The following is a 24,038-nucleotide window of genomic DNA, read 5'->3' as shown; positions in this document are numbered from 1 at the left end:
CCGAAGGACCGTGACTGCTCGCTCGACTTGCATGTGTTAGGCGCGCCGCCAGCGTTCATCCTGAGCCAGGATCAAACTCTCCGTGAAATATTATCGCCGTAGCGATTGAGAGTCTGTATCCGGAATTTCTGACTCACGACCGGCTTGACGTCTCGACCACTTTTCAATTGGTAAGGTGCCGTCTCGAACAGCGCCGAGTACTATATCACCTTCTTGAGATTTGTCAAATCCCCGTTGCCACCTCTTGTTGCTCCGCCTTCTCTTCGCTACGCGAAAGAGAACGCAGAACACACAACGCAAGGGCAACAAAAAATGTGGCGCTGTCGTTTGGAGCAGCGAAAAGTATATCCACTTCCCGCACTCTTGTCAAACGGGTACGCCACATTCGGCGCCGTCCGTCTTGCTTTTTCAAAGTGCGCTGCTCTCGTCAGCAGCGAGCGGGGATTATAGAGAGAATGGCATTCTTGTCAAATCACTGATGCCACTCACTCCGTCCTTGCAATGCTCGACTGAGCGTTACTTCGTCAGCGTATTCCAAATCCCCTCCCATTGGCAATCCACGCGCCAAACGCGTCAATCGCACTGGGTGGGTTCGCAGTTGACGTGCAATGTATTCAGCCGTTGCCTCACCCTCTAATGTAGGGTTAGTCGCTAAAATCACTTCTTGAACAGGCTCCCGCTGCACACGCTGAATGAGCTCACGGATGCGTAAATCTTGCGGCAAAATTCCATCAACAGGAGAAATCGCGCCGTGCAGCACGTGATACAGCCCCTTGTACACACCAGTGCGTTCAATCGCTATGACATCCAGCGGCTCTTCAACAACGCACACGACTGTTTGGTCCCGCGATTCATCGAGGCAGATAGCACATGGATCAGATTCTCCAATGTTGAAACACCGCGAACACATAACGAGATTTTGCCGCAATTCGTACAATGCGTCTGCCAGAGCTTTGACCTGCTCTTCCGGAGCCCGCAACAAATAGAAAGTCAGGCGTGAAGCCGTTTTAGGCCCCACGCCTGGCAATTTTGAAAATTCATCAATCAATCGTGCAACAGCCTTGGGTATCACACTCACAGCGTCCCCCTTTCAACCAAGCAAGCCGCCCAGTCCTCCCATATCGAGCATACTCGCAAAGGGCGCCATGCGTTCTTCGGCCACGGCTCGCGCTTTGTTCAATGCTTCGTTGAATGCAGCCACCAACAAGTCTTGCAACATTTCAACATCTTCAGGATCCACAACCTCGGGGGCAATTTCAACCCCTACCAGCTCTTGCGCAGCCGTCATACGTACTTTGACAACGCCGCCCCCAGCAGAGGCTTCAATAATTTCCTCCTTCAGTGCTTCCTGAGCGGCCATCATTTCGGCTTGCAATTTTTGCACCTGAGCAAGCAAGTCTTGTGGATTCATCGAACCGCCCCCTTTCTTAGCACCCGGTTTGCGAATTTTCTTCTTCGCCATCAAACACCTCCTTCGTCTGTCGCTGGTCTCTCATTCGGCATATAGACGTCAACAATACGTGCGCCCATTTTCATGGCTGTTTGAATCAGCGGGTCTTCCGCCGCTTCTTCATATTTGGTTTTCGTACGTGGTGCATCCATCTGTTCATCTGGAATCCAGACACACCGGATGGACAAAGGCGCCCCACCAAAGCTTTTCACGGCACGCTGCACAAGCCCGCGCGTCTCCGGTTCTTCCACTTTGTCCTTGTGAATCGAATGCGCAAAGCGCAACGTCAAGGTGTTCCCATCAAGTTGATACGGCTCTCCAAACTTCAAGCGCACAGCCAGACGTTTTCCTTTATCACCACGTCTGTTCAACCATTCCAAAAACTCAGGCCATTTTGTTTGCCACCACGACAAATCATGACCCTGGCTATCGGTTTCAATCGCATCATCGCCTGAGACAACTTTGGTGGCAACAGCTTTTGTTTCAGGCGGGGGCGGTGGTGGTGACGGGTGTCCAACAGGCTCTGGTGCGCGAGTACTGGCGCGAGGCGCAGCCGTCGCCGAATGGCTCGATTGTGGCCGCGGCTCGACGCGCTCGTTTCTTTGCTGCCCCGCCAAAAGCGCCTCGGCAAATGCAACTTCAAGCGGCAATTGAGGCGAAAGCCCCAGCTTCAAATCAGCGCCTGCTTGCTGGAAGGCTCGAATACTTTGCATGATAGCATGCGGTGTCAGCCCATCTGCCAAGACACGCAATTGCGCCAAATGGTCGTCCGACCATTCGGGCAATTCTTCGACGCCCCCCAAGCGCAAAATGAGCAACGCTCGCAAATGTTCTAAAATTGCTGCCAAGAATTGGCGCGCATCGCTTCCCCGATCAAGCGCCTGGCGAATCGCGCGAAATCCCGCGGCGGCATCACCCGTTTGAATAGCCTGCAATAGCGCCAGCACATGCTCTTCGTGCGGCACGCCAAGCACTTCGCGCGCAATCTGTACCGTCAGGGTGCCACCACCTGAAGCAAGCAACTGGTCGAGCAGGCTCAGCGCATCGCGCAAACTCCCCGTCGCTTGGCGCGCCACAATGTCCAACGCATCAGGTTCGTACGCAACGCCCTCCGCATCAAGAATGTAAGCCAAGTGCGCGCGAATTTTCTCAACAGGAATACGCTGAAAATCAAACCGTTGACATCGGCTCAAAACAGTTGCCGGCACTTTGTGGACTTCGGTTGTGGCTAATACAAAAATGACGTGTGCAGGTGGCTCCTCCAACGTTTTCAACAATGCGTTGAAAGCGCTATTGGAAAGCATGTGCACTTCGTCAATGATATACACCTTGAAGCGCCCTTCGGCTGGTGCAAACCCCACTTTTTCTCGCAAATCACGAATATCATCCACACTGGTATTACTCGCCGCGTCAATTTCGATCAGATCAAGCGAATGACCTTCGGCGATTGAGCGGCACATATGGCACGTGCCACACGGACGTTCTTCCAAGGGCGCTTCACAATTGACCGCTTTTGCCAAAATGCGCGCTGTGGAAGTCTTTCCCGTCCCCCGCGGTCCTGTGAAAAGGTACGCATGCCCAATGCGCCCCGCCCGCAAAGCATTTTTGAGCGTACGGGTTACATGTTCTTGACCAACGATTTCATCGAAGGTTTGCGAACGCCATTTCCGATACAGGGCTTGTCGCGCCATAAGGCTTCCTTCCTTGCTGAGTCTGACCAATCTTAGCATCGTCGCGGCAAACGGGCAATGCCTTCTCTCCGCTCTCGTTTTTCACCAAAGCCTGCTTGTGGTATAGTGTGCTCACACCGAGCACATGTCAGGGAGGGTTTCCATGGCGAAGAAAAACAAATCGCGCAAGAAGAAAAGTAGCACCGTGACGTACAGCACACGCCGCGCTGCACAGATGAACCGCAACACCAAGATTTTCTATGCTCTCAGCCTGCTCATTGTCATTAGCATGGTGTTGAGTTTGGTCGCGGGATTCCTCAGCGGGGGGTTCTGAACCAAAGGCCAGGTACTCTACACGAAAAAGCGGGGTTTCCCCGCTTTTTTGCGTTTGTTGATATCTACATACCTGCTTAGAGAATCGTAATATCCAGCCCCTCTCGCGCAAGATACGTATTGGGGAACAACTTTTGGGCTTCCGCCTCAATCTCAAACAACGTTTCATCATCATGTGAAGGATCATGATGAAACAGATACAATCGCTTAACCTGCGCGGCTTGGGCAACCTCAATGGCCATTTCCGGCGTGCTATGCCCCCACCCCTGCTTTGAAACAACGGGGTCCAGGTATTCAGCCTGTGTGTACTGAGCATCATGAATCAGCACATCCGCCCCGCGTGAAAACTGAATCAATCGCCGGTCCCCACCAATATAACCTTCCGTATCCGTTGCATAGACAATCGAATGCCCACGGTATGAAATCTTGTAAATGTACACACCCTCTTGCGGATGCCCATAACTCTTGAGGACGTCAATACGCACAACATCATCTACATCTAACGGCCCTTCACGGTAAATGTTCCGAATCATCGGTTCGGGCTGTTCAGGCAAAAGCCACAAACTCTCAGCCTCATGCAAATCACGCACAATGCGCATGGAACGCAAATCATCCAACTCTATGGGGAAATTGGGCGGCAACATGGAACGGCGCAACGCTTCATTGACTTGCTCATGGAACATACGGGGACCAAAGATATAAAACGTTGATGTGGGGATATACGCCGGCGTAAAATAGGGGACGCCCTGTGTGTGGTCATGGTGCGTATGGCTAAATAAAATAACAGCGTGAATAGGCTTCCCGCCATTTTCACGCTGCCGTCGCACGAGGTCATTGCCTAAATGAATCAAACCAGTGCCACCGTCGAGAATAATCAAATGCCCATTGGCTTCAATTTCAACGCAGGGCGTATTCCCCCCCACATGAATCGTGCCCGGGCCAGGTACAGGGTAACTGCCGCGGACTCCCCAAAATCGTAAACGAAACTGTGCGCTCACAAGCCGTCCACTCCTTCGTTGCATCAAAGGCTACTTCAAGATTGCCTGAATCGCCAAATGGGCCATTCTAGTGTATATGTTTCGCTTTATTTGGCAAAGCCTTGTGCGCTTTTTCAACAACTTCATCTATCTGCTGATGTACTCTCTCGATTGGAAGCCCATCTGAGAGGCGTAACCACCACAAAAACTCAATATTGCCCGACGGCCCACGTATCGGGCTATACGTCAAGCCATTTACACACCATCCTTCTTCATACGCCCAACGAACCAACGCTTGGAGAACCTGCTTGTGTACTGCCGGATGCCGTACAACCCCGCCTCTACCCACCTGGTCACGTCCGGCTTCAAACTGCGGTTTAATCAATGCCACAACATGCCCTTGCTCATCCAACCACTTACGCACGGCGGGTAAAAGCAAACGCTGCGAAATGAAAGAGGCATCTATCGTGACAAGGTGTACCGTTTCAGGCAATTTTTCAACATAGCGGGCATTGGTACGCTCCATAACAACAACCCGCTCATCCTCACGCAACTTCCAGGCCAACTGTCCATATCCAACGTCAATTGCATAGACACGCTTTGCGCCACGTTGCAACAACACATCGGTAAACCCGCCCGTACTGGCGCCCACATCAGCGGCCACCATCCCACGCACATCCAGCCCAAACGTGTCCAGTGCCGCCGCCAATTTGTACCCACCACGACTGACATACGGCTGCGCCGCTTCAACTTCCAACACCGCATCTTGCGGAATACGCGTACCCGCTTTTGTCACCACTTGGCCATCCACACGCACCGCCCCCGCCATAATCAGGCGCTGGGCTTGCGTGCGACTCTCCACAAGCCCTTTATGAACAAGCAAAACATCCAAGCGTTCTTTCTTCCCCATTCTCCCCCCGATTGACGCCTCAAACACCTTGCATAGTATCTGCCTGTCCCAAATATACATTTTGAGGAGGACGGGCATGCCTTCGTTCCAGCCCCATGAATCAGATACTTCACCTTATTCACAAATGATGGCGTTGCTTGAAACCATGCGTCCAAAGCAATGGACGAAAAACCTGGTTATCTTCGCGGGGCTTGTCTTCTCAGACGATCGCCTTCTTCTTTCACCACCCGCCGTACTGACTTCCGTCGCGGCTTTTGGGCTTTTCTGTCTGCTATCAAGTGCAGTGTACATTCTAAATGACCTGGCAGATATCGAAAAAGACCGTCAGCACCCGGTCAAACGCCACCGCCCCCTACCATCCGGGCGTCTCAAACGCTCCGTGGCCACTATCAGCGTCATTCTCTTGTTCGGCACACTTATTCCATGCGCCTTCTGGCTTCAAAAGTGGTTTGGCGTAGCAGCACTCGCCTATGTCCTCAACAATCTCGCCTACACATTCATTTTGAAGAACATCGTCCTCCTTGATGTCTTTTCAATTGCAGCCGGTTTCGTTCTCCGTGCTATGGCCGGCGCATTTGTGATTGAAGCCCCCATCTCACCATGGCTGTATGTGGTCACGATTTTATTAGCCCTCTTCTTGGCGATTAGCAAACGCCGACATGAGTTGATTTTACTCCAACAAAACCGAGGCTCTCACCGTCGCGTTCTAGAAGAATACACCGAGGAACTGCTTGATGAAATGCTCAGTGTTGTTACAGCCAGCACGGTGATTGCGTATTCGCTTTATACCTTCACCGCACAAAACTTGCCCGACAACCATGCCATGATGCTCACGATTCCCTTTGCCCTCTATGGGCTTTTTCGCTACTTGTATCTCATCCATCGTAAAAATCTTGGCGGCGCTCCCGAAGAAGCCCTGTTGCAAGACAAACCTCTGATGGCCACCATTCTTTTGTGGGGTGTATTGGTCATTTCCATTTTGTATATCTTTCCCCGCTAATCACGCACCCCACTTCCAAAAAGAAAACAGCCCCTTGCGTAGGGGCTGTTTTTCGTTTGGCATACACACCATTAACGCTTGGTGTAGGTCGGCGCCTTGCGAGCACGCTTGAGACCCGGCTTCTTGCGTTCCTTCATGCGCGGATCGCGAGTGAGGAAACCACCGCGACGCAATACCGGGCGCAAGTTTTCATCATACTTCAGCAACGCACGAGCGATACCGTGCTTCACAGCACCGGCTTGCCCCGTCACGCCGCCACCGCGCACAACCACCGTGATATCAAACGTCCCTTCATGACCGGTGGCGCGCAACGGCGCATAAATCTCCACCAAGTCCTGTTCACGGGTGAAGTATTCGTTGACGGGCTTCCCATTAACGGTAATCTGCCCCGTCCCTTCCGGATACAAACGTACTTGCGCCGAAGCCGTCTTCCGGCGACCGACGGCGTAGAAATAACGGTTCTCAGCCACTTATGCGCCTCCCTTACGTATCCAACTCAAGCGGTTTAGGTTGCTGGGCCTGGTGGGGATGTTCTGGCCCGGCATACACCTTCAACTTCTTGAACATTTTGCGCCCCAAGCGGTTCTTGGGAAGCATCCCCTTCACCGCTTTCTCAATAACCAATTCCAGGTGGCGCTGCAACTGTTCGCGTAACGTGCGTTGCTTCAACCCACCCGGATACCCGGAGTGGCGATAATAGATCTTTTGATCCAATTTGTTGCCCGTGACAGCGACCTTTTCAGCATTGATGACAATCACGTAGTCGCCGCAATCAACGTGCGGTGTGTAATACGGCTTATGCTTGCCGCGCAAGATGGTGGCAATTTGCGTTGCCAGACGCCCAAGCGTTTTACCTTCGGCGTCCACAACCCACCATTCGCGCTGTACTTCTTCCGGCTTAATTGAAATCGTCTTCATGATTCCGACTCCTGCGCACCGACCGATGTGAGCGGTCCTTGTTCTTCGGTTTCATCCTCTTCATACCGAACGGCCATCAAACAAAGCCCATGCGGTGGAGCCGTAGCCCCCGCCGCATCCGGGCGACGAGCCGTCAGTACTTCCTGCATCCACTGCGGGGGGGCTTGCCCCCGTCCAATGATAAGCAACGTCCCAACAATACGGCGCACCATGCGGTACAGAAACGCATTGGCTTCCAGGTCCACATAGACCCAATCGCCATCACGCCAGACCTGCGCCCGCATCATGTGACGCACGGTGGACTCGCCCTGCGTCGGACGGCCAAAACTGGCAAAGTCATGCGTGCCTAACAACATCTGGACGGCAGTGTGCATCGCTTCGGCATCCAGTCGCCGGGGCTCGTGGAGCGACCAGCGTGCCACAAGCGGACGACGCACTGCACGATTCCAGATGGTGTAGCGATACGAGCGCGAACGCGCGCTATATCGGCTGTGAAAGGACTCTGGCACACGTGCAATATCACGCACAGCAATATCGTGGGGCAAAATCGCATTCAACGCTTGAACAAGGCGCTCATCTTCATCATGCCAATCGAGCCAGAAATCCACAACCTGACCGATGGCATGGACACCTGCATCGGTGCGCCCTGCCCCACGCAAGCGAACCGACTGGTTGCGATTCAAACGCTGCAACGCAGCTTCCAGTTCGCCTTGAACAGTCCGCGCATTCGCCTGAATTTGAAACCCGGCGAACGCCGTCCCGTCATATTCAACCGTCAGTTTGTAATGAGCAGACATGCCGAAAATCGGCAACCATCTCAGTCAACAAGCTCGATAATCGCCATCGGCGCCCCATCGCCACGGCGCGGACCATACTTGATGATGCGCGTGTAGCCGCCGGGGCGATCAAGGAAGCGATCCACTTTCTTTTCGAACAAATCATGCACAACCGTTTTGTCGTTCACAAACGCCAATGCCTGGCGGCGTGCATGCAACGCATACGATGGATCTTGCTTGGCTTTGCGCGCCAACGTAATGATGCGTTCCACATAGGGGCGCACCGCCTTCGCCTTGGCTTCGGTCGTCATGATGCGCTCGTGGCGCAAAATTTCCGTCACCAAATTGCGGTAGAGCGCCTTGCGATGGTCGCGATCACGCCCAAAGTGGCGTCGTTTTACCCGGTGTCTCATGGCTCCGTCTCCTACCTTATTCCGTCTGGCTCTGGGTATTCGCAAGATACTGCAAATACCCTTTGGCTTCAAGGGCTTCCAGCAATTCTTCTAACGACTTTTCCCCAAAGTTGCGGATTGCCAGCATTTCGTCGCGGCCTTTTTGCAAACGTTCCAAAACCTGCCCGATATTGGTAATACCAGCACGCTTCAAGCAGTTGTACGCACGCACCTGCAATCCCAAATCTTCGATGGGGCGGTTGTAAACCGAAGCCGGGATGCCGGTGTCCGCGCCTTCTTCCTCTTCTTCTTCAGCCGCAGCGGGCACTTTGACCTGCAAAGCAGGAACACCACCCGCCACAATCGCAAAGTGCTGTACCAAAATTTCGGCCGCTTGCTTCAATGCACTTTCCGGATCAATTGTCCCATCCGTCCAAATACTGATGACCAACCGATCAAAATCGTGGCTTTGCCCAACACGTTCCGGTTCGACGTCGTAGCGCACACGACGAATCGGGCTAAAAATCGCATCAACGGGGATTTCATCAATTGGCAAGCGCCCACGTTCATCGGCGGGCGAAAACCCCCGTCCATGCTCAACCTGGAATTCGACTTCAACTTCTGATTCTTCATTATCGAGCGTGAGCAGGTGCAGCTCTGGATTGACAATCTCCACCTGGCTCGGTGCTTCAATGTCGGCGGCGGTGACTTCACCAGGCCCCCGCGCCGTCAACCGCATACGCATTGGTTCCTCGCCGTGCAACTTCAGGCGCAACTGTTTCACATTGAGGATAAATTGAATCATATCCTCTTTTGCGCCCGGAATAGGGCTAAACTCATGGTGCACCCCCGTCACACGAATAGAGGTGACCGCCGCCCCTGGCAAAGAACTCAGCAACACACGGCGCAGCGCATTGCCCACCGTGATGCCATATCCTCGCTCCAACGGGGCAATCACAAAGCGCCCGTGGGTCTGCGTCACTACTTCGCGCTCGATTCGCGGCATTACGATATCCAACGAAACCCTCCTCATAAATCGCTGTGCCACGCCAATTGAACGGCGGGCACAGGGTCAAGTTCTCGACAGTTGTCGCAGATTTGGGTCAGCGATTAGCGCGAGTAGTACTCAACGATCAACTGCTCGTTCACCGGAATATCAATCTGATGACGTTCGGGCAAGGCAATCACACGCCCGGTCAACGTCGTCGGGTCAACTTCCAGCCATTCCGGAACCGCCTTGCCTTCCATGTGCTCGCCAATTTCCTTGAAGTACGTGCGCTTGCGGCTGCCTTCACGCACGCTAATCACATCGCCCGGCTTCACCAGGTACGATGGAATGTTGTGGCGGCGACCATTGAGCGTGAAATGCCCATGCGTCACCAACTGGCGCGCTTGCGCACGTGAATCGGCGAAGCCCATGCGGTACACCACGTTATCAAGGCGGCGTTCCAGCAAACGAAGCAGGTTTTCACCCGTCTGACCCGGCTGACGCACCGCATCATAGAAGTAGCGGCGGAACTGGCGTTCCAGCACACCGTAAATGCGGCGCGCTTTCTGCTTTTCACGCAACTGCATGCCGTAGTCCGACATCTTGCGGCGGAACCGCTGCTTTTGCCCATGCATACCCGGCGGATATGGGCGGCGCTCCACAGCGCACTTCGGGCCGAAGCAGCGTTCGCCTTTCAAAAAGAGTTTTTCGCCTTCACGTCGGCAAAGTTTGCAAACAGCGTCCGTATATCGTGCCATACCGTATCCTCTTCCCTACCTTTTACACACGCCGCTTTTTGGGCGGGCGGCATCCGTTGTGCGGAATTGGCGTCACATCCGTGATACTCACAACCTTCAAACCGGCCTGCATCAAAGCACGAATCGCCGACTCGCGCCCTGGACCAGGCCCCTTCACAAAAACATCTACTTCGCGCAAACCGTGCTGCATAGCGGCTTCGGCAGCCTGTTGCGCCGCCACTTGGGCCGCATATGGCGTGCTCTTGCGCGAACCCTTGAAGCCAGCCGTCCCACCGCTGGCCCACGAAATCGTGTTGCCATTGGGGTCTGTAATTGTCACAATTGTATTGTTGAAAGTCGCGTGGATATGTGCCTGACCGTGCGGAATATTCTTCCGCTCGCGGCGTCGCGTCCCACGACGAACACGTCGTCGAGCCATTTGTTACCCCCTGTCTCCTACACGTTTCTGGCTAGGGCGCTACACCCAAGCAAACTGGAAATTACTTCTTGGCGCGGCTGCGCTTCTTGCCTGGAACCGTCTTGCGCGGACCTTTGCGGGTGCGCGCGTTCGTGCGCGTCCGCTGCCCCCGCACGGGCAAACCACGGCGGTGGCGCAAACCGCGATACGTCCCAATTTCAATCAATCGCTTGATATTCAGGTTCACTTCACGGCGAAGATCGCCTTCAACCTTGTAATCGCGATCGATCACCGTACGCAAGCGGGCGATTTCATCTTCCGACAAATCCTTCACCCGCACATCAGGATTGACTTCCGCTTTGCGCAAAATTTCCAGGCTGCGCGAGCGGCCAATCCCATAAATGTACGTCAACGCAACTTCGACGCGCTTATCTCGCGGCAAGTCTACACCTGCAATACGTGCCATGTTCCGCTCCTCAACTCCTTGCGCCGCGACGCAGGCTTAGCCTTGTCGCTGCTTGTGCTTCGGGTTCTTGCTGCAAATTACGTACACACGCCCATGACGGCGAATGATGCGGCAGTGAGCACACATTTTCTTGACTGATGGTCGCACTTTCATGATGAATCCTCCGACCTTTCAACACAACACATCTCGGCCCCTGCGAGCAGGACGCCGAGATGCCAACGATAGATTGTATGCGAGAATCAAATCCCGTCAAGTTCGCTTGCACTCGTCCTCAACGGGATATTTCACAAGACTGTCAAAATTTCTGGTCCATCCTCGGTGATGGCTACGGTATGTTCGAAATGTGCCGTCAAACTGCCATCGGCACTCACAACTGTCCACTTATCGGACAATACACGTGTGCGCCAATCACCGACACAGACCATTGGCTCAATCGCCAACGTCATCCCAGGCCGCAAACGCGGACCACGCCCCGGTTCACCATAGTTGGGCACTTGCGGGTCTTCATGCATCTCCCGTCCAATGCCATGCCCAACGTATTCACGTACAACCGAGAAGCCGGCAGCCTCTACTACTTTTTGCACTGCGTGGCCAATATCACTCAGCCGATTACCGGGACGGGCTTGTTCTATGCCGGCATAGAGCGAACGCTCAGTGACTTCCAACAAACGCTGTGCGACAGGCGAAATGGGGCCTACGGCATACGTCCAGGCTGAATCTCCATGATACCCCTTGTAATACACGCCAATATCAACGCTGACAATATCGCCTTCTTCAATACGCCGCTCGCCGGGAATACCGTGCACCAACTCTTCATTGATTGAAATGCACGTTGACGCTGGATATCCGTGATACCCTTTGAAACTGGGTTCCGCGTTTTGCGAGCGAATGAAGGCTTCAACCTTCTCGTCTATCTCTCGCGTCGTAATCCCCGGCTTCAACAGTTCGCGCACAATCTCATGTGCTTGCGCCACCAACCGGCCAGCCTCGCGCATGATGGCGATTTCACGTGGTGATTTGATGACAATCATTCGGCAGTCGCCTCATGCACATCGTCCGCCGGTACGCCAATCGCCTTCAAAATGTCGGCGTTGACGGCTTCAATTGGCTGCTCACCCGACACTTCAGAAAGCAACCCGCGTTCGCGGTAATACTCAATCACCGGCAGCGTTTCTTGCTGATAGATTTCCAACCGGCGGCGAATCGCGGCTTCATCTTTGTCGTCATCACGCTGATACAACTCGCCGCCACACACATCACAGACACCTTCCTGCCGAGGCGGCTTGAACACAACGTGATACGTCGCCTGGCAAGAACGGCAAACGCGGCGGCCAGTCAAGCGGCGCATCAATTCATCCATGCTGACATCAATGTAGATGGCACGCGTGACCTCAGCGCCCCATTCCGCCAACATTTCATCAAGCGCGCGCGCCTGATTCAGATTGCGCGGATACCCGTCGAGAATCGCCCCATCGGCGGCATCTTCCCGCGAGAGGCGCTCGCGCACCATCGCATTCGTGACCTCATCTGGGACCAGTTCGCCGCGGTCCATATACCCCTTGGCCAACTGCCCCAACTCGGTATTATTCTTTAAGTTGTACCGAAACAAATCGCCCGTCGCGACCTGGGGAATCCCCAACTTTTCCTGCAAGAGCCGGGCTTGTGTTCCCTTCCCCGACCCCTGCGCACCGAACAAAATCACATAGCGGCGAGACGCCATCGTCTACTCCTTCACTCGCGTCAGCCCATGAAACCAGACTTGCGCATAAAACCTTCGTAGTGACGCATGGTCAATTGGGCTTCAAGTTGCTTCATCGTATCCAGCACAACACCAACCACGATGAGCAAGCCCACACCTGAAATCACCATCGGGTCAGCAGCGGCATTTGTACCCGGCAGCGGCACCCCCAAAGGTACAAGGACCAGGCGCAGCAAGTAGGGCAAAATCGCAATGATACCCAAGAACACCGCGCCGACGATGGTAATACGGCGCAAGACTCCCGTCAGATATTCATCCGTCGGGCGCCCTGGACGAATACCGGGCACAAAGCCCCCTTGGCGGCGCAATGTGTCCGCCAAATTTTGCTGGCTGAAAATGACATCTGTGTAGAAGTAGGTGAACGCTACAACCAGCAAGAAGTAGAAAATCCAGTAGAACGGATTGGTCGTACTCATCAAATTGTAAATGAAATCAGCAACGTCGGCGACAACCGGAATGTCCAGCACACGCAGATACCCGGCAATCAACTGCGGGAAGAGCAACAAACTCTGCGCGAAGATAATCGGAATCATCCCCGACGAGTTGACCCGCAAAGGCACGTATGTGCTCTGCCCACCGTACACCTTCGTCCCGCGGACGCGGCGACCATACTGCACCGGAATACGCCGCTGTCCTTCCTGAATCACCACGATGGCAAAGACCGTCACCACCATCAAAATGAGGAACAGGATGAGTGTCAGCGTGCTGGTTGCCGCCAGACGCACAATATTTTGCGGCGCACGCGAAACAATCCCACCGAGAATGATAATGGAAATCCCGTTGCCGATACCGCGCTCAGTAATCAAGTCGCCCAGCCAAATGGCAAACATGGTACCGGCGACGAGCGCAAACAACGTTGCAACCGTGGGCAAAATGTACGCCGCTGAAAACCCAAAATTGGGCAACACACCCACCTGGCGCATAATCGCCGCCTGGCCCAACCCTTGCAAGAGCGCCAGCGGCACTGTCAACCAGTAAGTGTATTGGTTGATTTTGTTGCGCCCTTGCTCGCCTTCGCGAGACAGTTCTTGCAACGTTGGAATGAGCGGCGTCAGCAACTGAATAGCAATCGAAGCGGTGATGTAGGGATACACCCCCATCGCCATCACCGAGAAGTTGGCCAACGCGCCCCCCGAAAGCAAGTCATACAAACCGGCTAACTGGTTACTTGCCAAAAAATCGGCCAGCGCTGTACGATCAACCCCCGGCACGGGGATATGGGCTGCAAAGCGGTATACCACCAGCAAGCCCAGCGTATACAACAACTTTGACCGCAAATCTGGCAAGCGGAATGCGTTACGAAGCGCATCCAGCATATATCGCTCCTAATCTCCGTTCTCACACACCGGCACGAAACGGCCGGTGGTGGCCACCTTTCTCTGTGGTTGCCAACGGGCTTTACCCCTCGTAGGGAATTTCAATCGCCTGTCCACCGGCCGCTTCGATTTTCTCGCGTGCCGATTGAGAGAACGCGTGTGCTTTCACCGTCAGCGCTTTGGTTATCTCGCCTTCGCCCAGCACCTTCAACGGCTTCTTGCTGCGCTTGACGAGGCCTTTTTCGAGCAACAGGTCGGGCGTGACTTCGGCGCCCGCATCAAAAGCAGCGTCAATCCGTTCGACATTGATGATGCGGTATTCAACGCGCGACACTTGGCGGAACCCAACCCCGCGCACAAACGGTTGGCGGTTCATGCGGGTGCTCATCCCGCGGAACCAGGGTTGCTTCGTTCCACCACTGCGCGCACCTTGCCCCTTACGACCACGGCCGGCATAGGTGCCGCCTTTGCCACTGTTGCCACGACCCACTCGCTTGCGCTGCTTGGTGCTGCCCGGCGCCGGGCGCAGGTCGTGCAGTTTGAGATCTTTTTCGCTCATAACAATCGCTCCATCTTTCGGAATTTCATGCCGCAGGCAAGTCCGGGCTCCCGCCTGCATTCCCCCGAAGGACGTTATTCAGCCTCGGGGGCTTCAACCTCTTCGACTTCAACCAGGTGCGCAACGGCACGCACCATCCCCAAAATAGCCGGGTCAGCCTTCTTCACCACCTCATCGCCAAGGCGGCGAAGCCCCAAAGCGCGCACCGTGCGCTTGTGGCGCTCCTTGGCGCCAATCATGCTCTTCACATAGCGGATGCGCAAATATTTCTCGCTCACTCTTCAACCTCCGACTTGTACCACGGCGGCACAATCTGTGCCAGTGGTTTGCCGCGACGACGGGCTTCTTCATGCACATCTTTCATCTGCTTCAAGCCCTCAAACGTCGCCTGCATAACGTTGATGATATTGTTCGACCCCAGCGACTTCGTCAGAATGTTGCGAACACCGGCGGCTTCAACAACAGCACGCACGGCACCACCGGCAATCACCCCAGTACCGGGAGCAGCCGGCTTCATAAAGACGCGTGCCGCGCCAAAATCCACCGTGATTTCATGCGGGATCGTATCACCCAACAGCGGCACTTCAATCATGTTGCGCTTCGCGCGCTCCACGCCCTTGCGGATGGCCGCAGGCACTTCACGCGCTTTGCCGATGCCTACGCCAACGCGGCCGTTGCCATCGCCAACGACCACAGCGGCGCGGAAGGCAAAGCGGCGACCACCCTTCACCACCTTGGCGGTGCGGGCAATGTGCACAACCTTTTCTTCGAATTCGGTTTCTTGACGCTCGCGGCGTCCTTCACGTCGAGCCATTTGCCTGCTGCCTCCTAGAACTCAAGTCCACCTTCACGGGCACCTTCGGCCAGTGCCTTCACACGGCCATGATACTTGTACCCACCACGGTCGAAAGCAACTTTGGTAATACCGGCTTGCTTCGCACGCTCAGCCAGCACCAAGCCAACTTTGCGTGCCGCCTCCACCGGCTTCAACCCCTTCACTTCATCGCGCAAACCTTTTTCCAACGTGCTGGCCGAAACCAGCGTATGCCCAACCGTATCATCAATGATTTGTGCATAGATATTCGTCAGGCTGCGGTACACATTCAGGCGCGGGCGCTCCGGCGTCCCGAACACCTTGCGGCGAACACGCAGGTGTCGGCGCTTCCGAGCCGCGCGCGGTGTGCGTGACCGCTGGCGTTTACTCATGCGAGCCATGTCCACTCCTCCATCGTTGTCCGACGCCGATGCTCTTTCCTCATCGTCCGCCGGCACATTCAAGATCGTTCAACGATTATGCGCGGCCGCTCTTCCCGGCCTTGCGGCGAATGACTTCATCCGCGTAGCGAATCCCCTTGCCCTTGTAGGGTTCGGGCGGTCGCACACGGCGAATGCGCGCCGCAATTTCACCCACCAACTGCTTGTCAATCCCCGAGACCGACAGGCTCTTGCCTGAGCGGTCTACTTCGAAGGTAATGCCTTCCGGCGCTTCAATTTCCACCGGGTGGCTGTACCCCACGTTCAAGACCAGCGTTGTACCTTTGAGATCCGCGCGATAGCCGGTCCCTTCCAGAATCAAATCCTTCTTGTAGCCTTGCGAGACACCCACCACCATGTTGTTGATGAGTGCACGCGTCAGGCCGTGCAAAGCCCGGTGTTGACGTTCATCGCTCGGACGGCGGACAACAATCCGCCCATCTTCCAGCGACACCTGCATATCCGGGTGGAACGTGTAGGACAACTGCCCTTTCGGGCCTTTGACCGTGATCGTGTTCCCCTGGATATCCACCGTCACACCAGCCGGGACCGGCACGGGCATTCTCCCAATGCGTGACATTCGTGTCCCTCCAACTCGTCAAAATCTCACCGGCGGTCGTCGCCGCCCCGGCGTTTCCTTACCAGACGTAGCAGAGCACTTCGCCACCCACACCCAACCGGCGCGCTTGACGATCCGTCATAATCCCGCGCGAGGTGCTGAGGATGGCGATACCAATCCCGCTCAGCACCCACGGAATTTCGCGCTTACCGGCGTAGATGCGGCGGCCAGGCTTGCTCACCCGCTTCAAGTTCGTAATAGCGGGCTTCTTGTTCTCATCGTACTTCAGCCACAGGCGCAACAAGTTGCGCGGCTTGGCCTCGATCACTTCGACGCGTTCGATATACCCTTCATCCGCCAAAATCTGCGCAATGGCGTGCTTCATCTTGCTCGTCGGCACATCCACATAGCGATGGCGCGCCATCTGCGCATTGCGGATACGCGTCAGCATATCGGCAATCGGGTCCGTAACGGTCATAATCTCACTCCTGCTACCGATTTTCCGCGCTTACCACGAAGCCTTCTTCACTCCCGGAATCTCACCACGCAAAGCGAGTTCGCGGAAGCAAATACGGCACAGGCGGAACCGACGAATGTACGCACGCGGGCGCCCACACCGCTCACAGCGGTTGCGCACCTGCACACGATACTTCCGTCGTTTTTCGCGCGCAATCATTGATTTCTTAGCCACGGTTCCACTCCTTTTTTAGCGAGCCGCCCGGCGCTGGCGGAAGGGCATCCCCAACAACGCCAACAAGCGCCGGCCTTCTTCGTCCGTCTCTGCGGTCGTCACAATGGTGATTTCCATGCCCCGAATTTTGTCAATCTTGTCGTAGTCAATTTCGGGGAAGACCAACTGTTCACGCAAACCCAACGTGTAGTTGCCATGCCCATCGAACGAATCCGGCGACACACCGCGGAAGTCGCGCTGGCGCGGCAACGCCACATTCATGAGACGATCCAGGAACGACCACATGCGCTCGCCACGCAGTGTCACCTTCACACCAATTGGCTGCCCAGCGCGCAAACGGAAGTTCGCAATGCTCTTCTTCGCGCGCGTGATGACAGGCCGCTGGCCGGTAATCGTTGCCAGGTCTTCCACGGCGTATTCAAGCGCCTTGGCGTTTTGCAACGCTTCACCCAGCCCGATGTTCACCACAACTTTTTCGATGCGTGGCACCTGCATGATGTTTTTGTACTTGAACTCTTCCATCAACGCAGGCACCACACGTTCTTTATAGATTTGTTCGAGTCGTGCTGCCATGTCTCACCTCACCCTTTCGAGACCGCCGCTCCTCTTTTGAACGACGCCCCGAAGTTGTGCAGGGCGCTCAGCCCCACGTTTGCCTACTTGTCAATTGGTTTCCCGCATTTCTTGCAAATGCGGATTTTCTTGCCTTCGGAACGATCAATCTTCACCCGCGTGGGTTTGTCGCAGTTCGGGCAAACCAGCATCACATTGCTGTGATGAATCGGCGCTTCCACCGTGATACGCCCAGCCTGCTGAACCCCCGGCTGCGGGCGTTGATGCTTCACCACCAGATTGACGCCAGCCACCACCACGCGATCGTGGTTGGGGTCCTTTTGCCCCTTCTTGCGGCCATACTTGAACTTGCCGCGCACGACGCGCTGCACTTCGCCGCGCTTGCCGGCGTCTTTACCGGTAATCACTTCAACAATGTCGCCCTTCTTGATTTTCATCTTTCCTCGCCTCCTACGGTACGGGAAGGCCCACGGCCTTTACAGAACCTCGGGCGCGAGGGAAACAATCCGCATGAAGCCCTTTTCGCGCAATTCACGCGCCACGGGGCCAAAAATACGGGTTCCCTTGGGATTGCCCTGGTTGTCCAGAATCACCGCTGCATTGTCATCAAAGCGGATGTACGTGCCGTCGGGGCGGCCGTACTCCTTCTTGGTGCGCACCACAACAGCGCGCACAACGTCCCCCTTCTTCACCGAACCGCCCGGCTGCGCATCTTTCACACTAGCGACAATCACATCGCCAACACGCGCATAGCGGCGTTTGCTCCCGCCAAGCACGCGGATGCACAACAACTCGCGGGCACCGGTGTTATCGGCCACTACTAATCGCGATTCTTGTTGAATCATGGCTACTGCTCCGCACGTTCAAGAATCTTCGTCACCACCCAGCGCTTCGTCTTGCTGATGGGACGCGACTCAACGATTTCGACGCGGTCACCAACACGCACTTCGTTGCGCTCGTCGTGCGCATGGTATTTCTTGGAGCGGCGCACCTGCTTCCCGTAAATCGGGTGGCGCACCAGGCGCTCGACCAGCACAACCACGGTCTTGTCCATTTTGTCGCTTACCACAACGCCTTCCAGGCGTTTCCGACGCTCTCGCGCCATGTTAGCCCTCCTTCTCCTCGGCCAAGCGGCGCTCATGCAGAATCGTCTTGATGCGCGCAATCAGCCGCTTCGTTTGGCGAATCTGCGATGTATCTTTCAACTGGCGCGAAGCGTGCTGGAAGCGCAGGCTCCACAACTGCTTGTACGCCTCATCCAACTTGGCCTTCAATTCTTCGTCCGTCAGTTGACGCAGTTCTGCCGCATTCATGCCTCACTCCCTCCTTCAACGGATGTTTCGGCACGGCTGATGACCTGCGTCTTGATGGGCAACTTGTGCGCCGCCAGACGGAACGCTTCGCGCGCCACATCTTCAGGCACACCAGCAATCTCGAACATCACGCGCCCCGGCTTCACCACGGCAACCCAGTATTCCACGTTCCCCTTCCCGGAACCCATACGGGTTTCGGCGGGCTTTTTGGTCACCGGCTTATCCGGGAAAATACGAATCCAGAGTTTCCCGCTGCGGCGCACATAGCGCACAATCGCACGGCGGGCGGCTTCAATCTGGCGTGCAGTAATCCAGGCCGGTTCCAGCGCCTGCAACCCGTATTCACCAAAACTGACCTGGTTCCCGCGCGTGGCTTTGCCGCGCATGCGCCCGCGGAACTGCTTTCGGTATTTGACACGCTTCGGCATCAACATGGTTCTGCCACCTCGCTCTCTACACGGCTCGCCGGAACAAAGCGGCAAGCCCTTCTCTCAATCTTACATCTCGTCTTCGGGCTTCACATCGCCCTTGTACACCCACACCTTCACACCAATGCGACCAAAAGTTGTCAACGCTTCGGTGTTGGCGTAGTCAATATCCGCGCGCAACGTGTGGCGCGGTACACGGCCTTCCTGTACGTCTTCCTTGCGGGCCATTTCAGCCCCCGACAGGCGGCCGCCCACGCGAATCTTGATGCCCTTGGCGCCGGCACGCATAGCGCGCTGCACCGCCTGTTTCATCGCACGGCGATGGCTGATGCGGCGCTCCAACTGCATGGCGATGTTCTCGGCGATCAAATAGGCATCCGTATCAGGGTTTTCGACCTCGTGCACGTCCACCTTGATTTTCTTGCCGGTCAGGGCTTCCAGCGATTCGCGCAAATTCTTGATGTTTTCGCCTTTGCGCCCAATCACAACACCCGGACGCGCCGTCCACAAGGTAACTTCAATCTGATTGGGGAAGCGCTTGATCCGGATGTCGCTAATCCCGACACGCCCCAATTGCTTGCGGATGTGCTCGCGGATGCGGCGGTCTTCCTGCACCTGCTCCGCGTAGCGATCACCCTCAGCGTACCAGTGGGCTTTCCAATCTTTGGTAATTCCGAGACGAAAACCGTAAGGATGTACTTTGCGTCCCAAGGTTCCTTACTCCTTCCTCATCATGTCCTCTACTCAGGACCCCATCTCACGCAGCACAACCGAAATGTGGCTGCTTCGTTTCAAAATGGGCTTGAAACGACCGCGAGCGGCGAAACGGCGCCACTTGCGAGTCGGCCCTTCATCCACACGGATTTCGGCAATGTAAAGATCACTGCGGCTGAGGCCAAGGTTTTCTTCGGCGTTGGCCGCGGCGCTCTCAATAACCTTGCGCACCGGCTTGGCGGCACGGTGCGGCATGAGGCGCAGTGTCGCCACAGCCTGTTCAACAGGCATGCCACGCACGACGTTGACGACACGGCGCACTTTGTACGGCGACATTTGAATGTACCGAGCCACTGCCCGTGCTTCGAGTGTTTGCTCTGCCATAGGTATCCCTCACACGCATTCGGTCGGCGGGAAAGCCCGCCCCCTCTGCTCCTACTTGCGCTTGCTTTTCTTGTCCTTCGCTTCGTGCCCGCGGAACGTGCGCGTCGGCACAAATTCACCCAACTTGTGACCGACCATCTGCTCCGTGATGTAGATGGGCACATGCTGGCGGCCATTGTGCACAGCAATGGTGTGCCCCACCATCTGTGGGAAGATTGTCGAGCGGCGGCTCCACGTCTTGATGACGCGCTTCTGGCCGGTCTTGTTCATTTCTTCGATTTTGCGCAACAGTTTTGGATCTACGTACGGCCCTTTTTTCAGCGAACGAGCCATCGTCCTACTCCTCTCCTATCCACTAGCGGCGCTTTGAACCACGGCGGCGCACAATGAACTTGTCGGTCGTCTTGCGACGACGCGTCTTCTTGCCCAAAGCGGGCTTGCCCCACGGCGTCTTCGGGCCAGGCAACCCAATCGGCGCCTTCCCTTCACCACCACCGTGCGGGTGGTCCACCGGGTTCATGGCCGAACCACGCACTTCTGGGCGCCAGCCCATATGGCGTTTGCGGCCGGCTTTCCCCAACTTGATGTTCCCATGCTCCACGTTGCCGACCTGGCCGATCGTCGCGCGGCAGCGAATATGCACCATGCGCATTTCCCCACTGGGCAAGCGCAAGGTCGCATAATCGCCTTCCTTCGCCATCAACTGCGCTGAGGTACCAGCGGCGCGCACCAATTGCGCCCCCTTGCCGGGTTCCAATTCGATGTTGTGCACCACAGTACCCACCGGAATATCGGCCAGAGGCAAAGCGTTGCCCACACGAATGTCCGCTTCGGGACCGCTCATCAACACATCGCCCACTTTCAAGCCCAACGGGGCGATAATGTAGCGCTTTTCGCCGTCCGCATACGTCAGCAACGCAATGCGTGCCGTGCGGTTCGGGTCGTATTCAATGCTCACCACACGGGCGGGAATGCCATCCTTGTCGCGCTTCCAGTCAATGATGCGGTACTTGCGCTTGTTCCCGCCACCACGGTGGCGCACCGTGATACGCCCCTGGTTGTTACGGCCGGCGTGTTTCTTCAGCGGTTCAACGAGCGAACGTTCCGGTTCGGTCTTGGTAATTTCGCTAAAATCGTACCCGGTCATGCCACGGCGGCCGGGTGTGGTTGGCTTGTAAACCTTGATTCCCATCGTATCGCTCCCTACATGCTGCTAGCGCACCGGCGTTTAGACACCCTCGAAGAGTTGGATCGAGTCGCCTTCGGCCAGTGTGACGATTGCCTTCTTCCACGGCGACGTGCGCACCGTCTTGCGCCCCCAGCGGCGCGTCTTGCCGGGCACGTTGATAATGCGCACATCTTCCACCGTCACATCGAACGCCAACTCAACGGCTTCTTTTACCTGGCGCTTGTTCGCGCGACGATCCACTTCAAAGACGTATTGGTTGAATTCATCGCGCAAGCGCAACGATTTTTCGGTCACAATCGGGCGCTTCAGCACTTCATATGGGTGCATCTTACGCCTCCTTCTCGCCCCAAAGGGCGTCAATGGCTTCAACAGCCTGCACCGGCATCAGCAAGTATTCGTGCCCCAACAGGTCGCGCACATTGAGGTAGCGCCAGTGCAGCGTTTTGACATCTTCCAGGTTCGCGGCTGAGCGCTTGACGTTTTCATCATCGCCCAAGCCGACCAACACAACGGTGCTCTTGCCGCCAATGCCCAAGCGTTCCAACACAGCCGCCATTTCTTTCGTGCGCGGCGTTTCAAAGGCCAAATCTTCGACCACCACGATTTTGCCGGCTTGCGCCTTCGTGGCCAACGCCGAGCGAATGGCCAGGCGGCGCATCTTCTTCGGCATATCTTTGGTGTATTTGCGCGGCTTGGGGCCAAACGCAACACCACCACCAACCCAGTGCGGCGCACGGCGCGAACCTTGGCGCGCACGGCCCGTCCCTTTCTGGCGCCACACCTTTGCACCCGTGCGAGCCACTTCGGCGCGCGTCTTGGTGCTGTGCGTCCCCAAGCGGGCATTGGCATGCTGGCGCACAAGCGCCTGGTGCATCACACTCACATTCGGTTCAATTTCGTAGATGTAGGGCGACAGTTCGATTTCACGCACCTGCTCGCCCTGCATGTTATACACCGGAATCTTCATGGTTCGACCTCCCCTAGCGCTTGCCCGCCTTGGCTTTCGCCTTGGCAGCCTTGCGGATCATCAACAGACCGTTGCGCGCGCCGGGCACGGCCCCCTTCACAACCAGCAGATTGCGCTCGGGGTCAACCATCACCACTTTCAGGTTCTGCACCGTCACGCGCTCTTGCCCCATATGACCGGGCAAGCGCTTGCCTTTGAACACACGCCCCGGCGACGTACCGGCACCCAGCGAACCAGGTGCACGCTCGCGGTCGCTCTGGCCGTGCGTTTTGCGCTGGCGGTTGAAGTTATGGCGCTTGACGCCACCGGCGAAGCCACGACCTTTGCTCACACCGGTCACGTCCACCAATTCACCCACTTCAAAGACCGACACGTCAATGCGCTGTCCCAGCGAGAGTTCTTCGCCATCTTCCAACGGGAACTCGCGCAGGTACTTGAGTGCCGGCGCATTGGCCTTTTCCAGATGGCCCAACTGCGGCTTATTCAGTTTCTTCGGCTTGACTTGCTCGAAGCCCAACTGCACGGCGTTGTAGCCGTCGCGTTCTTTCGTGCGGATCTGCGTCACAAAGCACGGCCCAGCCTCGATGACGGTCACAGGAATAACCTGCCCGTTTTCATCGTAAATCTGGGTCATGCCGATTTTCTTCCCAAGAATACCTTTCATCGCCTCTTCCCCCAATTCTGAACAAGGGGAGCAGGGGGCAGGAAGCCAGGAGACTTGCGGAGCATTGCCCCGCCAGACGCCTCTTCCCGCGCTCCTCTGCGCCCGTGCTCGAGAGTGGCGGCCACTTTTTACAACTTGATTTCGATATCGACACCAGCCGGCAAATTGAGTTTCGTCAGACTCTCAATCGTGCGGCTGTCAGGATTAATCACGTCGATCAGACGCTTGTGCGTCCGAATCTCGAAGTGTTCCTGAGAATCCTTGTCGATAAACGGCGAGCGCATGACCGTAAAGCGTTCTTTACGAGTCGGCAGCGGCACGGGGCCAATGACGCGCGCGCCTGTACGCTCGGCCGTTTCTACAATCTGACGCGCCGACTGATCCAACAACCGATGGTCGTACGCTTTCAGACGGATTCGAATACGTTGCTGTGCCATACGTTTTTCTCCGCAATTCCAGTCCAGATGAGGGGCATGACCCGAGGGCCATGCCCCCATGCCCGACTTATTCGAGAATCTTGGTGATGACACCGGCGCCGACGGTGCGGCCACCTTCGCGGATAGCGAAGCGCGACCCTTCTTCCAACGCCACCGGCGCAATCAGTTCCACGGTCATGTTCACGTTGTCGCCCGG

Annotated in this window: 41 protein-coding genes and 1 rRNA gene; 2 read left to right on the top strand and 40 right to left on the bottom strand. The window is 56.0% G+C overall.

The features are described 5' to 3' along the window. The 4 genes from SE16_RS00305 to dnaX form a co-directional block, all read right to left on the bottom strand. Nucleotides 1-87, bottom strand: a 16S ribosomal RNA gene (locus tag SE16_RS00305); the annotation flags it as partial. A 385-nt stretch (nt 88-472) separates the two neighbouring features. Next, complete coding sequence (gene recR / locus SE16_RS00300; RefSeq protein ID WP_054491810.1) at nt 473-1,078, bottom strand: recombination mediator RecR; 606 nt, start codon at nt 1,076-1,078, stop codon at nt 473-475. A 12-nt stretch (nt 1,079-1,090) separates the two neighbouring features. Continuing rightward, nucleotides 1,091-1,462: a YbaB/EbfC family nucleoid-associated protein gene (locus tag SE16_RS00295; protein WP_054491811.1), complete on the bottom strand. Its 372-nt coding sequence runs from the start codon at nt 1,460-1,462 to the stop codon at nt 1,091-1,093. Continuing rightward, a complete protein-coding gene (dnaX, locus tag SE16_RS00290; RefSeq protein WP_054491812.1) occupies nt 1,462-3,141 on the bottom strand; it encodes a DNA polymerase III subunit gamma/tau in 1,680 nt (559 codons plus the stop codon). The genes SE16_RS00295 and dnaX overlap by 1 nt, the downstream gene beginning before the upstream one ends. A gap of 142 nt (nt 3,142-3,283) precedes the next feature. Here dnaX and SE16_RS15865 point away from each other — a divergent pair, with 142 nt between their 5' ends. Continuing rightward, nucleotides 3,284-3,454, top strand: a complete 171-nt coding sequence (locus tag SE16_RS15865) for a hypothetical protein (protein ID WP_160316926.1) — start codon at nt 3,284-3,286, stop codon at nt 3,452-3,454. Nucleotides 3,455-3,530: 76 nt separating this feature from the next. Here the strand turns inward: SE16_RS15865 and SE16_RS00285 are convergent, their stop codons facing one another. Then, a complete protein-coding gene (locus SE16_RS00285) occupies nt 3,531-4,451 on the bottom strand; it encodes an MBL fold metallo-hydrolase (protein WP_200907164.1) in 921 nt (306 codons plus the stop codon). A 67-nt stretch (nt 4,452-4,518) separates the two neighbouring features. Then, nucleotides 4,519-5,340, bottom strand: coding sequence for a TlyA family RNA methyltransferase (locus SE16_RS00280; RefSeq protein WP_054491814.1), 822 nt, complete (start codon nt 5,338-5,340; stop codon nt 4,519-4,521). A gap of 76 nt (nt 5,341-5,416) precedes the next feature. On the opposite strand from SE16_RS00280, the gene SE16_RS00275 reads away from it, so the two are divergent. After that, the gene (locus tag SE16_RS00275) at nt 5,417-6,340 is read left to right on the top strand and encodes a decaprenyl-phosphate phosphoribosyltransferase (RefSeq protein ID WP_054491815.1); all 924 of its coding nucleotides are present in this window, start codon (nt 5,417-5,419) and stop codon (nt 6,338-6,340) included. Nucleotides 6,341-6,411: 71 nt separating this feature from the next. On the opposite strand, the gene rpsI is transcribed toward SE16_RS00275, so the two are convergent. The 34 genes from rpsI to SE16_RS15175 form a co-directional block, all read right to left on the bottom strand. Beyond that, entirely contained in the window at nt 6,412-6,810 is a 399-nt protein-coding gene (gene rpsI / locus SE16_RS00270) for a 30S ribosomal protein S9 (RefSeq protein WP_054491816.1), read from the bottom strand. A gap of 13 nt (nt 6,811-6,823) precedes the next feature. Further along, nucleotides 6,824-7,258 (bottom strand): 50S ribosomal protein L13, encoded by a 435-nt coding sequence (gene rplM / locus SE16_RS00265; protein ID WP_054491817.1) that lies wholly within the window; start codon nt 7,256-7,258, stop codon nt 6,824-6,826. Next, entirely contained in the window at nt 7,255-8,055 is an 801-nt protein-coding gene (truA, locus tag SE16_RS00260) for a tRNA pseudouridine(38-40) synthase TruA (protein WP_054491818.1), read from the bottom strand. Before truA ends, rplM begins: the two co-directional genes overlap by 4 nt. A gap of 20 nt (nt 8,056-8,075) precedes the next feature. Further along, on the bottom strand, nt 8,076-8,447 hold the full coding sequence (gene rplQ / locus SE16_RS00255) for a 50S ribosomal protein L17 (RefSeq protein WP_054491819.1): 372 nt from the start codon (nt 8,445-8,447) through the stop codon (nt 8,076-8,078). A 16-nt stretch (nt 8,448-8,463) separates the two neighbouring features. Further along, nucleotides 8,464-9,444, bottom strand: a complete 981-nt coding sequence (locus tag SE16_RS00250) for a DNA-directed RNA polymerase subunit alpha (RefSeq protein WP_200907165.1) — start codon at nt 9,442-9,444, stop codon at nt 8,464-8,466. Between the two features lie 92 nt (nt 9,445-9,536). Beyond that, nucleotides 9,537-10,172, bottom strand: a complete 636-nt coding sequence (gene rpsD / locus SE16_RS00245) for a 30S ribosomal protein S4 (protein ID WP_054491821.1) — start codon at nt 10,170-10,172, stop codon at nt 9,537-9,539. 22 nt (nt 10,173-10,194) lie between these two features. Next, nucleotides 10,195-10,590, bottom strand: coding sequence for a 30S ribosomal protein S11 (gene rpsK / locus SE16_RS00240; protein WP_054491822.1), 396 nt, complete (start codon nt 10,588-10,590; stop codon nt 10,195-10,197). A 61-nt stretch (nt 10,591-10,651) separates the two neighbouring features. Further along, complete coding sequence (gene rpsM, locus SE16_RS00235; RefSeq protein ID WP_054491823.1) at nt 10,652-11,035, bottom strand: 30S ribosomal protein S13; 384 nt, start codon at nt 11,033-11,035, stop codon at nt 10,652-10,654. A 36-nt stretch (nt 11,036-11,071) separates the two neighbouring features. Beyond that, nucleotides 11,072-11,188, bottom strand: coding sequence for a 50S ribosomal protein L36 (rpmJ, locus tag SE16_RS15180; RefSeq protein WP_082373862.1), 117 nt, complete (start codon nt 11,186-11,188; stop codon nt 11,072-11,074). Nucleotides 11,189-11,319: 131 nt separating this feature from the next. Next, nucleotides 11,320-12,066, bottom strand: a complete 747-nt coding sequence (gene map / locus SE16_RS00230; RefSeq protein WP_054491824.1) for a type I methionyl aminopeptidase — start codon at nt 12,064-12,066, stop codon at nt 11,320-11,322. After that, complete coding sequence (locus SE16_RS00225; protein ID WP_054491825.1) at nt 12,063-12,755, bottom strand: adenylate kinase; 693 nt, start codon at nt 12,753-12,755, stop codon at nt 12,063-12,065. Before SE16_RS00225 ends, map begins: the two co-directional genes overlap by 4 nt. Before the next feature lie 20 nt (nt 12,756-12,775). Next, entirely contained in the window at nt 12,776-14,110 is a 1,335-nt protein-coding gene (secY, locus tag SE16_RS00220) for a preprotein translocase subunit SecY (RefSeq protein ID WP_054491826.1), read from the bottom strand. Nucleotides 14,111-14,192: 82 nt separating this feature from the next. Beyond that, the gene (gene rplO / locus SE16_RS00215; RefSeq protein ID WP_054491827.1) at nt 14,193-14,669 is read right to left on the bottom strand and encodes a 50S ribosomal protein L15; all 477 of its coding nucleotides are present in this window, start codon (nt 14,667-14,669) and stop codon (nt 14,193-14,195) included. Between the two features lie 74 nt (nt 14,670-14,743). Beyond that, complete coding sequence (rpmD, locus tag SE16_RS00210; protein ID WP_305765001.1) at nt 14,744-14,947, bottom strand: 50S ribosomal protein L30; 204 nt, start codon at nt 14,945-14,947, stop codon at nt 14,744-14,746. After that, nucleotides 14,944-15,483: a 30S ribosomal protein S5 gene (rpsE, locus tag SE16_RS00205; RefSeq protein WP_054491828.1), complete on the bottom strand. Its 540-nt coding sequence runs from the start codon at nt 15,481-15,483 to the stop codon at nt 14,944-14,946. The genes rpmD and rpsE overlap by 4 nt, the downstream gene beginning before the upstream one ends. Before the next feature lie 14 nt (nt 15,484-15,497). After that, nucleotides 15,498-15,875 (bottom strand): 50S ribosomal protein L18, encoded by a 378-nt coding sequence (rplR, locus tag SE16_RS00200; protein ID WP_054491847.1) that lies wholly within the window; start codon nt 15,873-15,875, stop codon nt 15,498-15,500. A gap of 85 nt (nt 15,876-15,960) precedes the next feature. Continuing rightward, nucleotides 15,961-16,503 carry a 50S ribosomal protein L6 gene (gene rplF / locus SE16_RS00195; protein WP_054491829.1) on the bottom strand — a complete coding sequence of 181 codons (543 nt, stop codon included), beginning with the start codon at nt 16,501-16,503 and terminating at the stop codon, nt 15,961-15,963. A gap of 58 nt (nt 16,504-16,561) precedes the next feature. Then, nucleotides 16,562-16,960, bottom strand: a complete 399-nt coding sequence (gene rpsH / locus SE16_RS00190) for a 30S ribosomal protein S8 (RefSeq protein ID WP_054491830.1) — start codon at nt 16,958-16,960, stop codon at nt 16,562-16,564. Nucleotides 16,961-16,990: 30 nt separating this feature from the next. Next, on the bottom strand, nt 16,991-17,173 hold the full coding sequence (locus SE16_RS00185; RefSeq protein ID WP_054491831.1) for a type Z 30S ribosomal protein S14: 183 nt from the start codon (nt 17,171-17,173) through the stop codon (nt 16,991-16,993). Nucleotides 17,174-17,188: 15 nt separating this feature from the next. Beyond that, the gene (rplE, locus tag SE16_RS00180; RefSeq protein WP_054491832.1) at nt 17,189-17,746 is read right to left on the bottom strand and encodes a 50S ribosomal protein L5; all 558 of its coding nucleotides are present in this window, start codon (nt 17,744-17,746) and stop codon (nt 17,189-17,191) included. Nucleotides 17,747-17,829: 83 nt separating this feature from the next. Then, complete coding sequence (gene rplX / locus SE16_RS00175; protein ID WP_054491833.1) at nt 17,830-18,183, bottom strand: 50S ribosomal protein L24; 354 nt, start codon at nt 18,181-18,183, stop codon at nt 17,830-17,832. 39 nt (nt 18,184-18,222) lie between these two features. Beyond that, nucleotides 18,223-18,591: a 50S ribosomal protein L14 gene (gene rplN / locus SE16_RS00170; RefSeq protein ID WP_054491834.1), complete on the bottom strand. Its 369-nt coding sequence runs from the start codon at nt 18,589-18,591 to the stop codon at nt 18,223-18,225. Between the two features lie 2 nt (nt 18,592-18,593). Next, the gene (gene rpsQ / locus SE16_RS00165) at nt 18,594-18,851 is read right to left on the bottom strand and encodes a 30S ribosomal protein S17 (RefSeq protein ID WP_054491835.1); all 258 of its coding nucleotides are present in this window, start codon (nt 18,849-18,851) and stop codon (nt 18,594-18,596) included. Nucleotide 18,852: 1 nt separating this feature from the next. After that, nucleotides 18,853-19,059 (bottom strand): 50S ribosomal protein L29, encoded by a 207-nt coding sequence (gene rpmC, locus SE16_RS00160; RefSeq protein ID WP_054491836.1) that lies wholly within the window; start codon nt 19,057-19,059, stop codon nt 18,853-18,855. Beyond that, nucleotides 19,056-19,493, bottom strand: a complete 438-nt coding sequence (gene rplP / locus SE16_RS00155; protein WP_054491837.1) for a 50S ribosomal protein L16 — start codon at nt 19,491-19,493, stop codon at nt 19,056-19,058. The genes rpmC and rplP overlap by 4 nt, the downstream gene beginning before the upstream one ends. Nucleotides 19,494-19,556: 63 nt before the next feature. Then, nucleotides 19,557-20,198 carry a 30S ribosomal protein S3 gene (gene rpsC, locus SE16_RS00150; RefSeq protein WP_054491838.1) on the bottom strand — a complete coding sequence of 214 codons (642 nt, stop codon included), beginning with the start codon at nt 20,196-20,198 and terminating at the stop codon, nt 19,557-19,559. Nucleotides 20,199-20,231: 33 nt separating this feature from the next. Then, complete coding sequence (gene rplV / locus SE16_RS00145; RefSeq protein WP_054491839.1) at nt 20,232-20,585, bottom strand: 50S ribosomal protein L22; 354 nt, start codon at nt 20,583-20,585, stop codon at nt 20,232-20,234. A gap of 51 nt (nt 20,586-20,636) precedes the next feature. Beyond that, the gene (rpsS, locus tag SE16_RS00140) at nt 20,637-20,918 is read right to left on the bottom strand and encodes a 30S ribosomal protein S19 (RefSeq protein WP_054491840.1); all 282 of its coding nucleotides are present in this window, start codon (nt 20,916-20,918) and stop codon (nt 20,637-20,639) included. A gap of 22 nt (nt 20,919-20,940) precedes the next feature. Continuing rightward, nucleotides 20,941-21,777 carry a 50S ribosomal protein L2 gene (gene rplB, locus SE16_RS00135; RefSeq protein WP_054491841.1) on the bottom strand — a complete coding sequence of 279 codons (837 nt, stop codon included), beginning with the start codon at nt 21,775-21,777 and terminating at the stop codon, nt 20,941-20,943. A gap of 36 nt (nt 21,778-21,813) precedes the next feature. Beyond that, nucleotides 21,814-22,101: a 50S ribosomal protein L23 gene (locus SE16_RS00130; RefSeq protein ID WP_054491842.1), complete on the bottom strand. Its 288-nt coding sequence runs from the start codon at nt 22,099-22,101 to the stop codon at nt 21,814-21,816. Between the two features lies 1 nt (nt 22,102). Beyond that, complete coding sequence (gene rplD / locus SE16_RS00125) at nt 22,103-22,741, bottom strand: 50S ribosomal protein L4 (RefSeq protein WP_054491843.1); 639 nt, start codon at nt 22,739-22,741, stop codon at nt 22,103-22,105. A gap of 13 nt (nt 22,742-22,754) precedes the next feature. Further along, nucleotides 22,755-23,405, bottom strand: a complete 651-nt coding sequence (rplC, locus tag SE16_RS00120) for a 50S ribosomal protein L3 (RefSeq protein ID WP_054491844.1) — start codon at nt 23,403-23,405, stop codon at nt 22,755-22,757. 128 nt (nt 23,406-23,533) lie between these two features. After that, complete coding sequence (rpsJ, locus tag SE16_RS00115; RefSeq protein WP_054491845.1) at nt 23,534-23,842, bottom strand: 30S ribosomal protein S10; 309 nt, start codon at nt 23,840-23,842, stop codon at nt 23,534-23,536. A 67-nt stretch (nt 23,843-23,909) separates the two neighbouring features. Next, nucleotides 23,910-24,038: EF-Tu C-terminal domain-related protein (locus SE16_RS15175; protein WP_456236521.1), on the bottom strand; the 129-nt coding region annotated here is incomplete at its 5' end.

Origin of the sequence: Ardenticatena maritima, from assembly GCF_001306175.1 — a bacterium.
Lineage (GTDB): Bacteria > Chloroflexota > Anaerolineae > Ardenticatenales > Ardenticatenaceae > Ardenticatena > Ardenticatena maritima.
The sequence above is the reverse complement of the archived record's forward strand: the minus strand, read 5'-3'. Positions and strand labels throughout refer to the sequence as shown.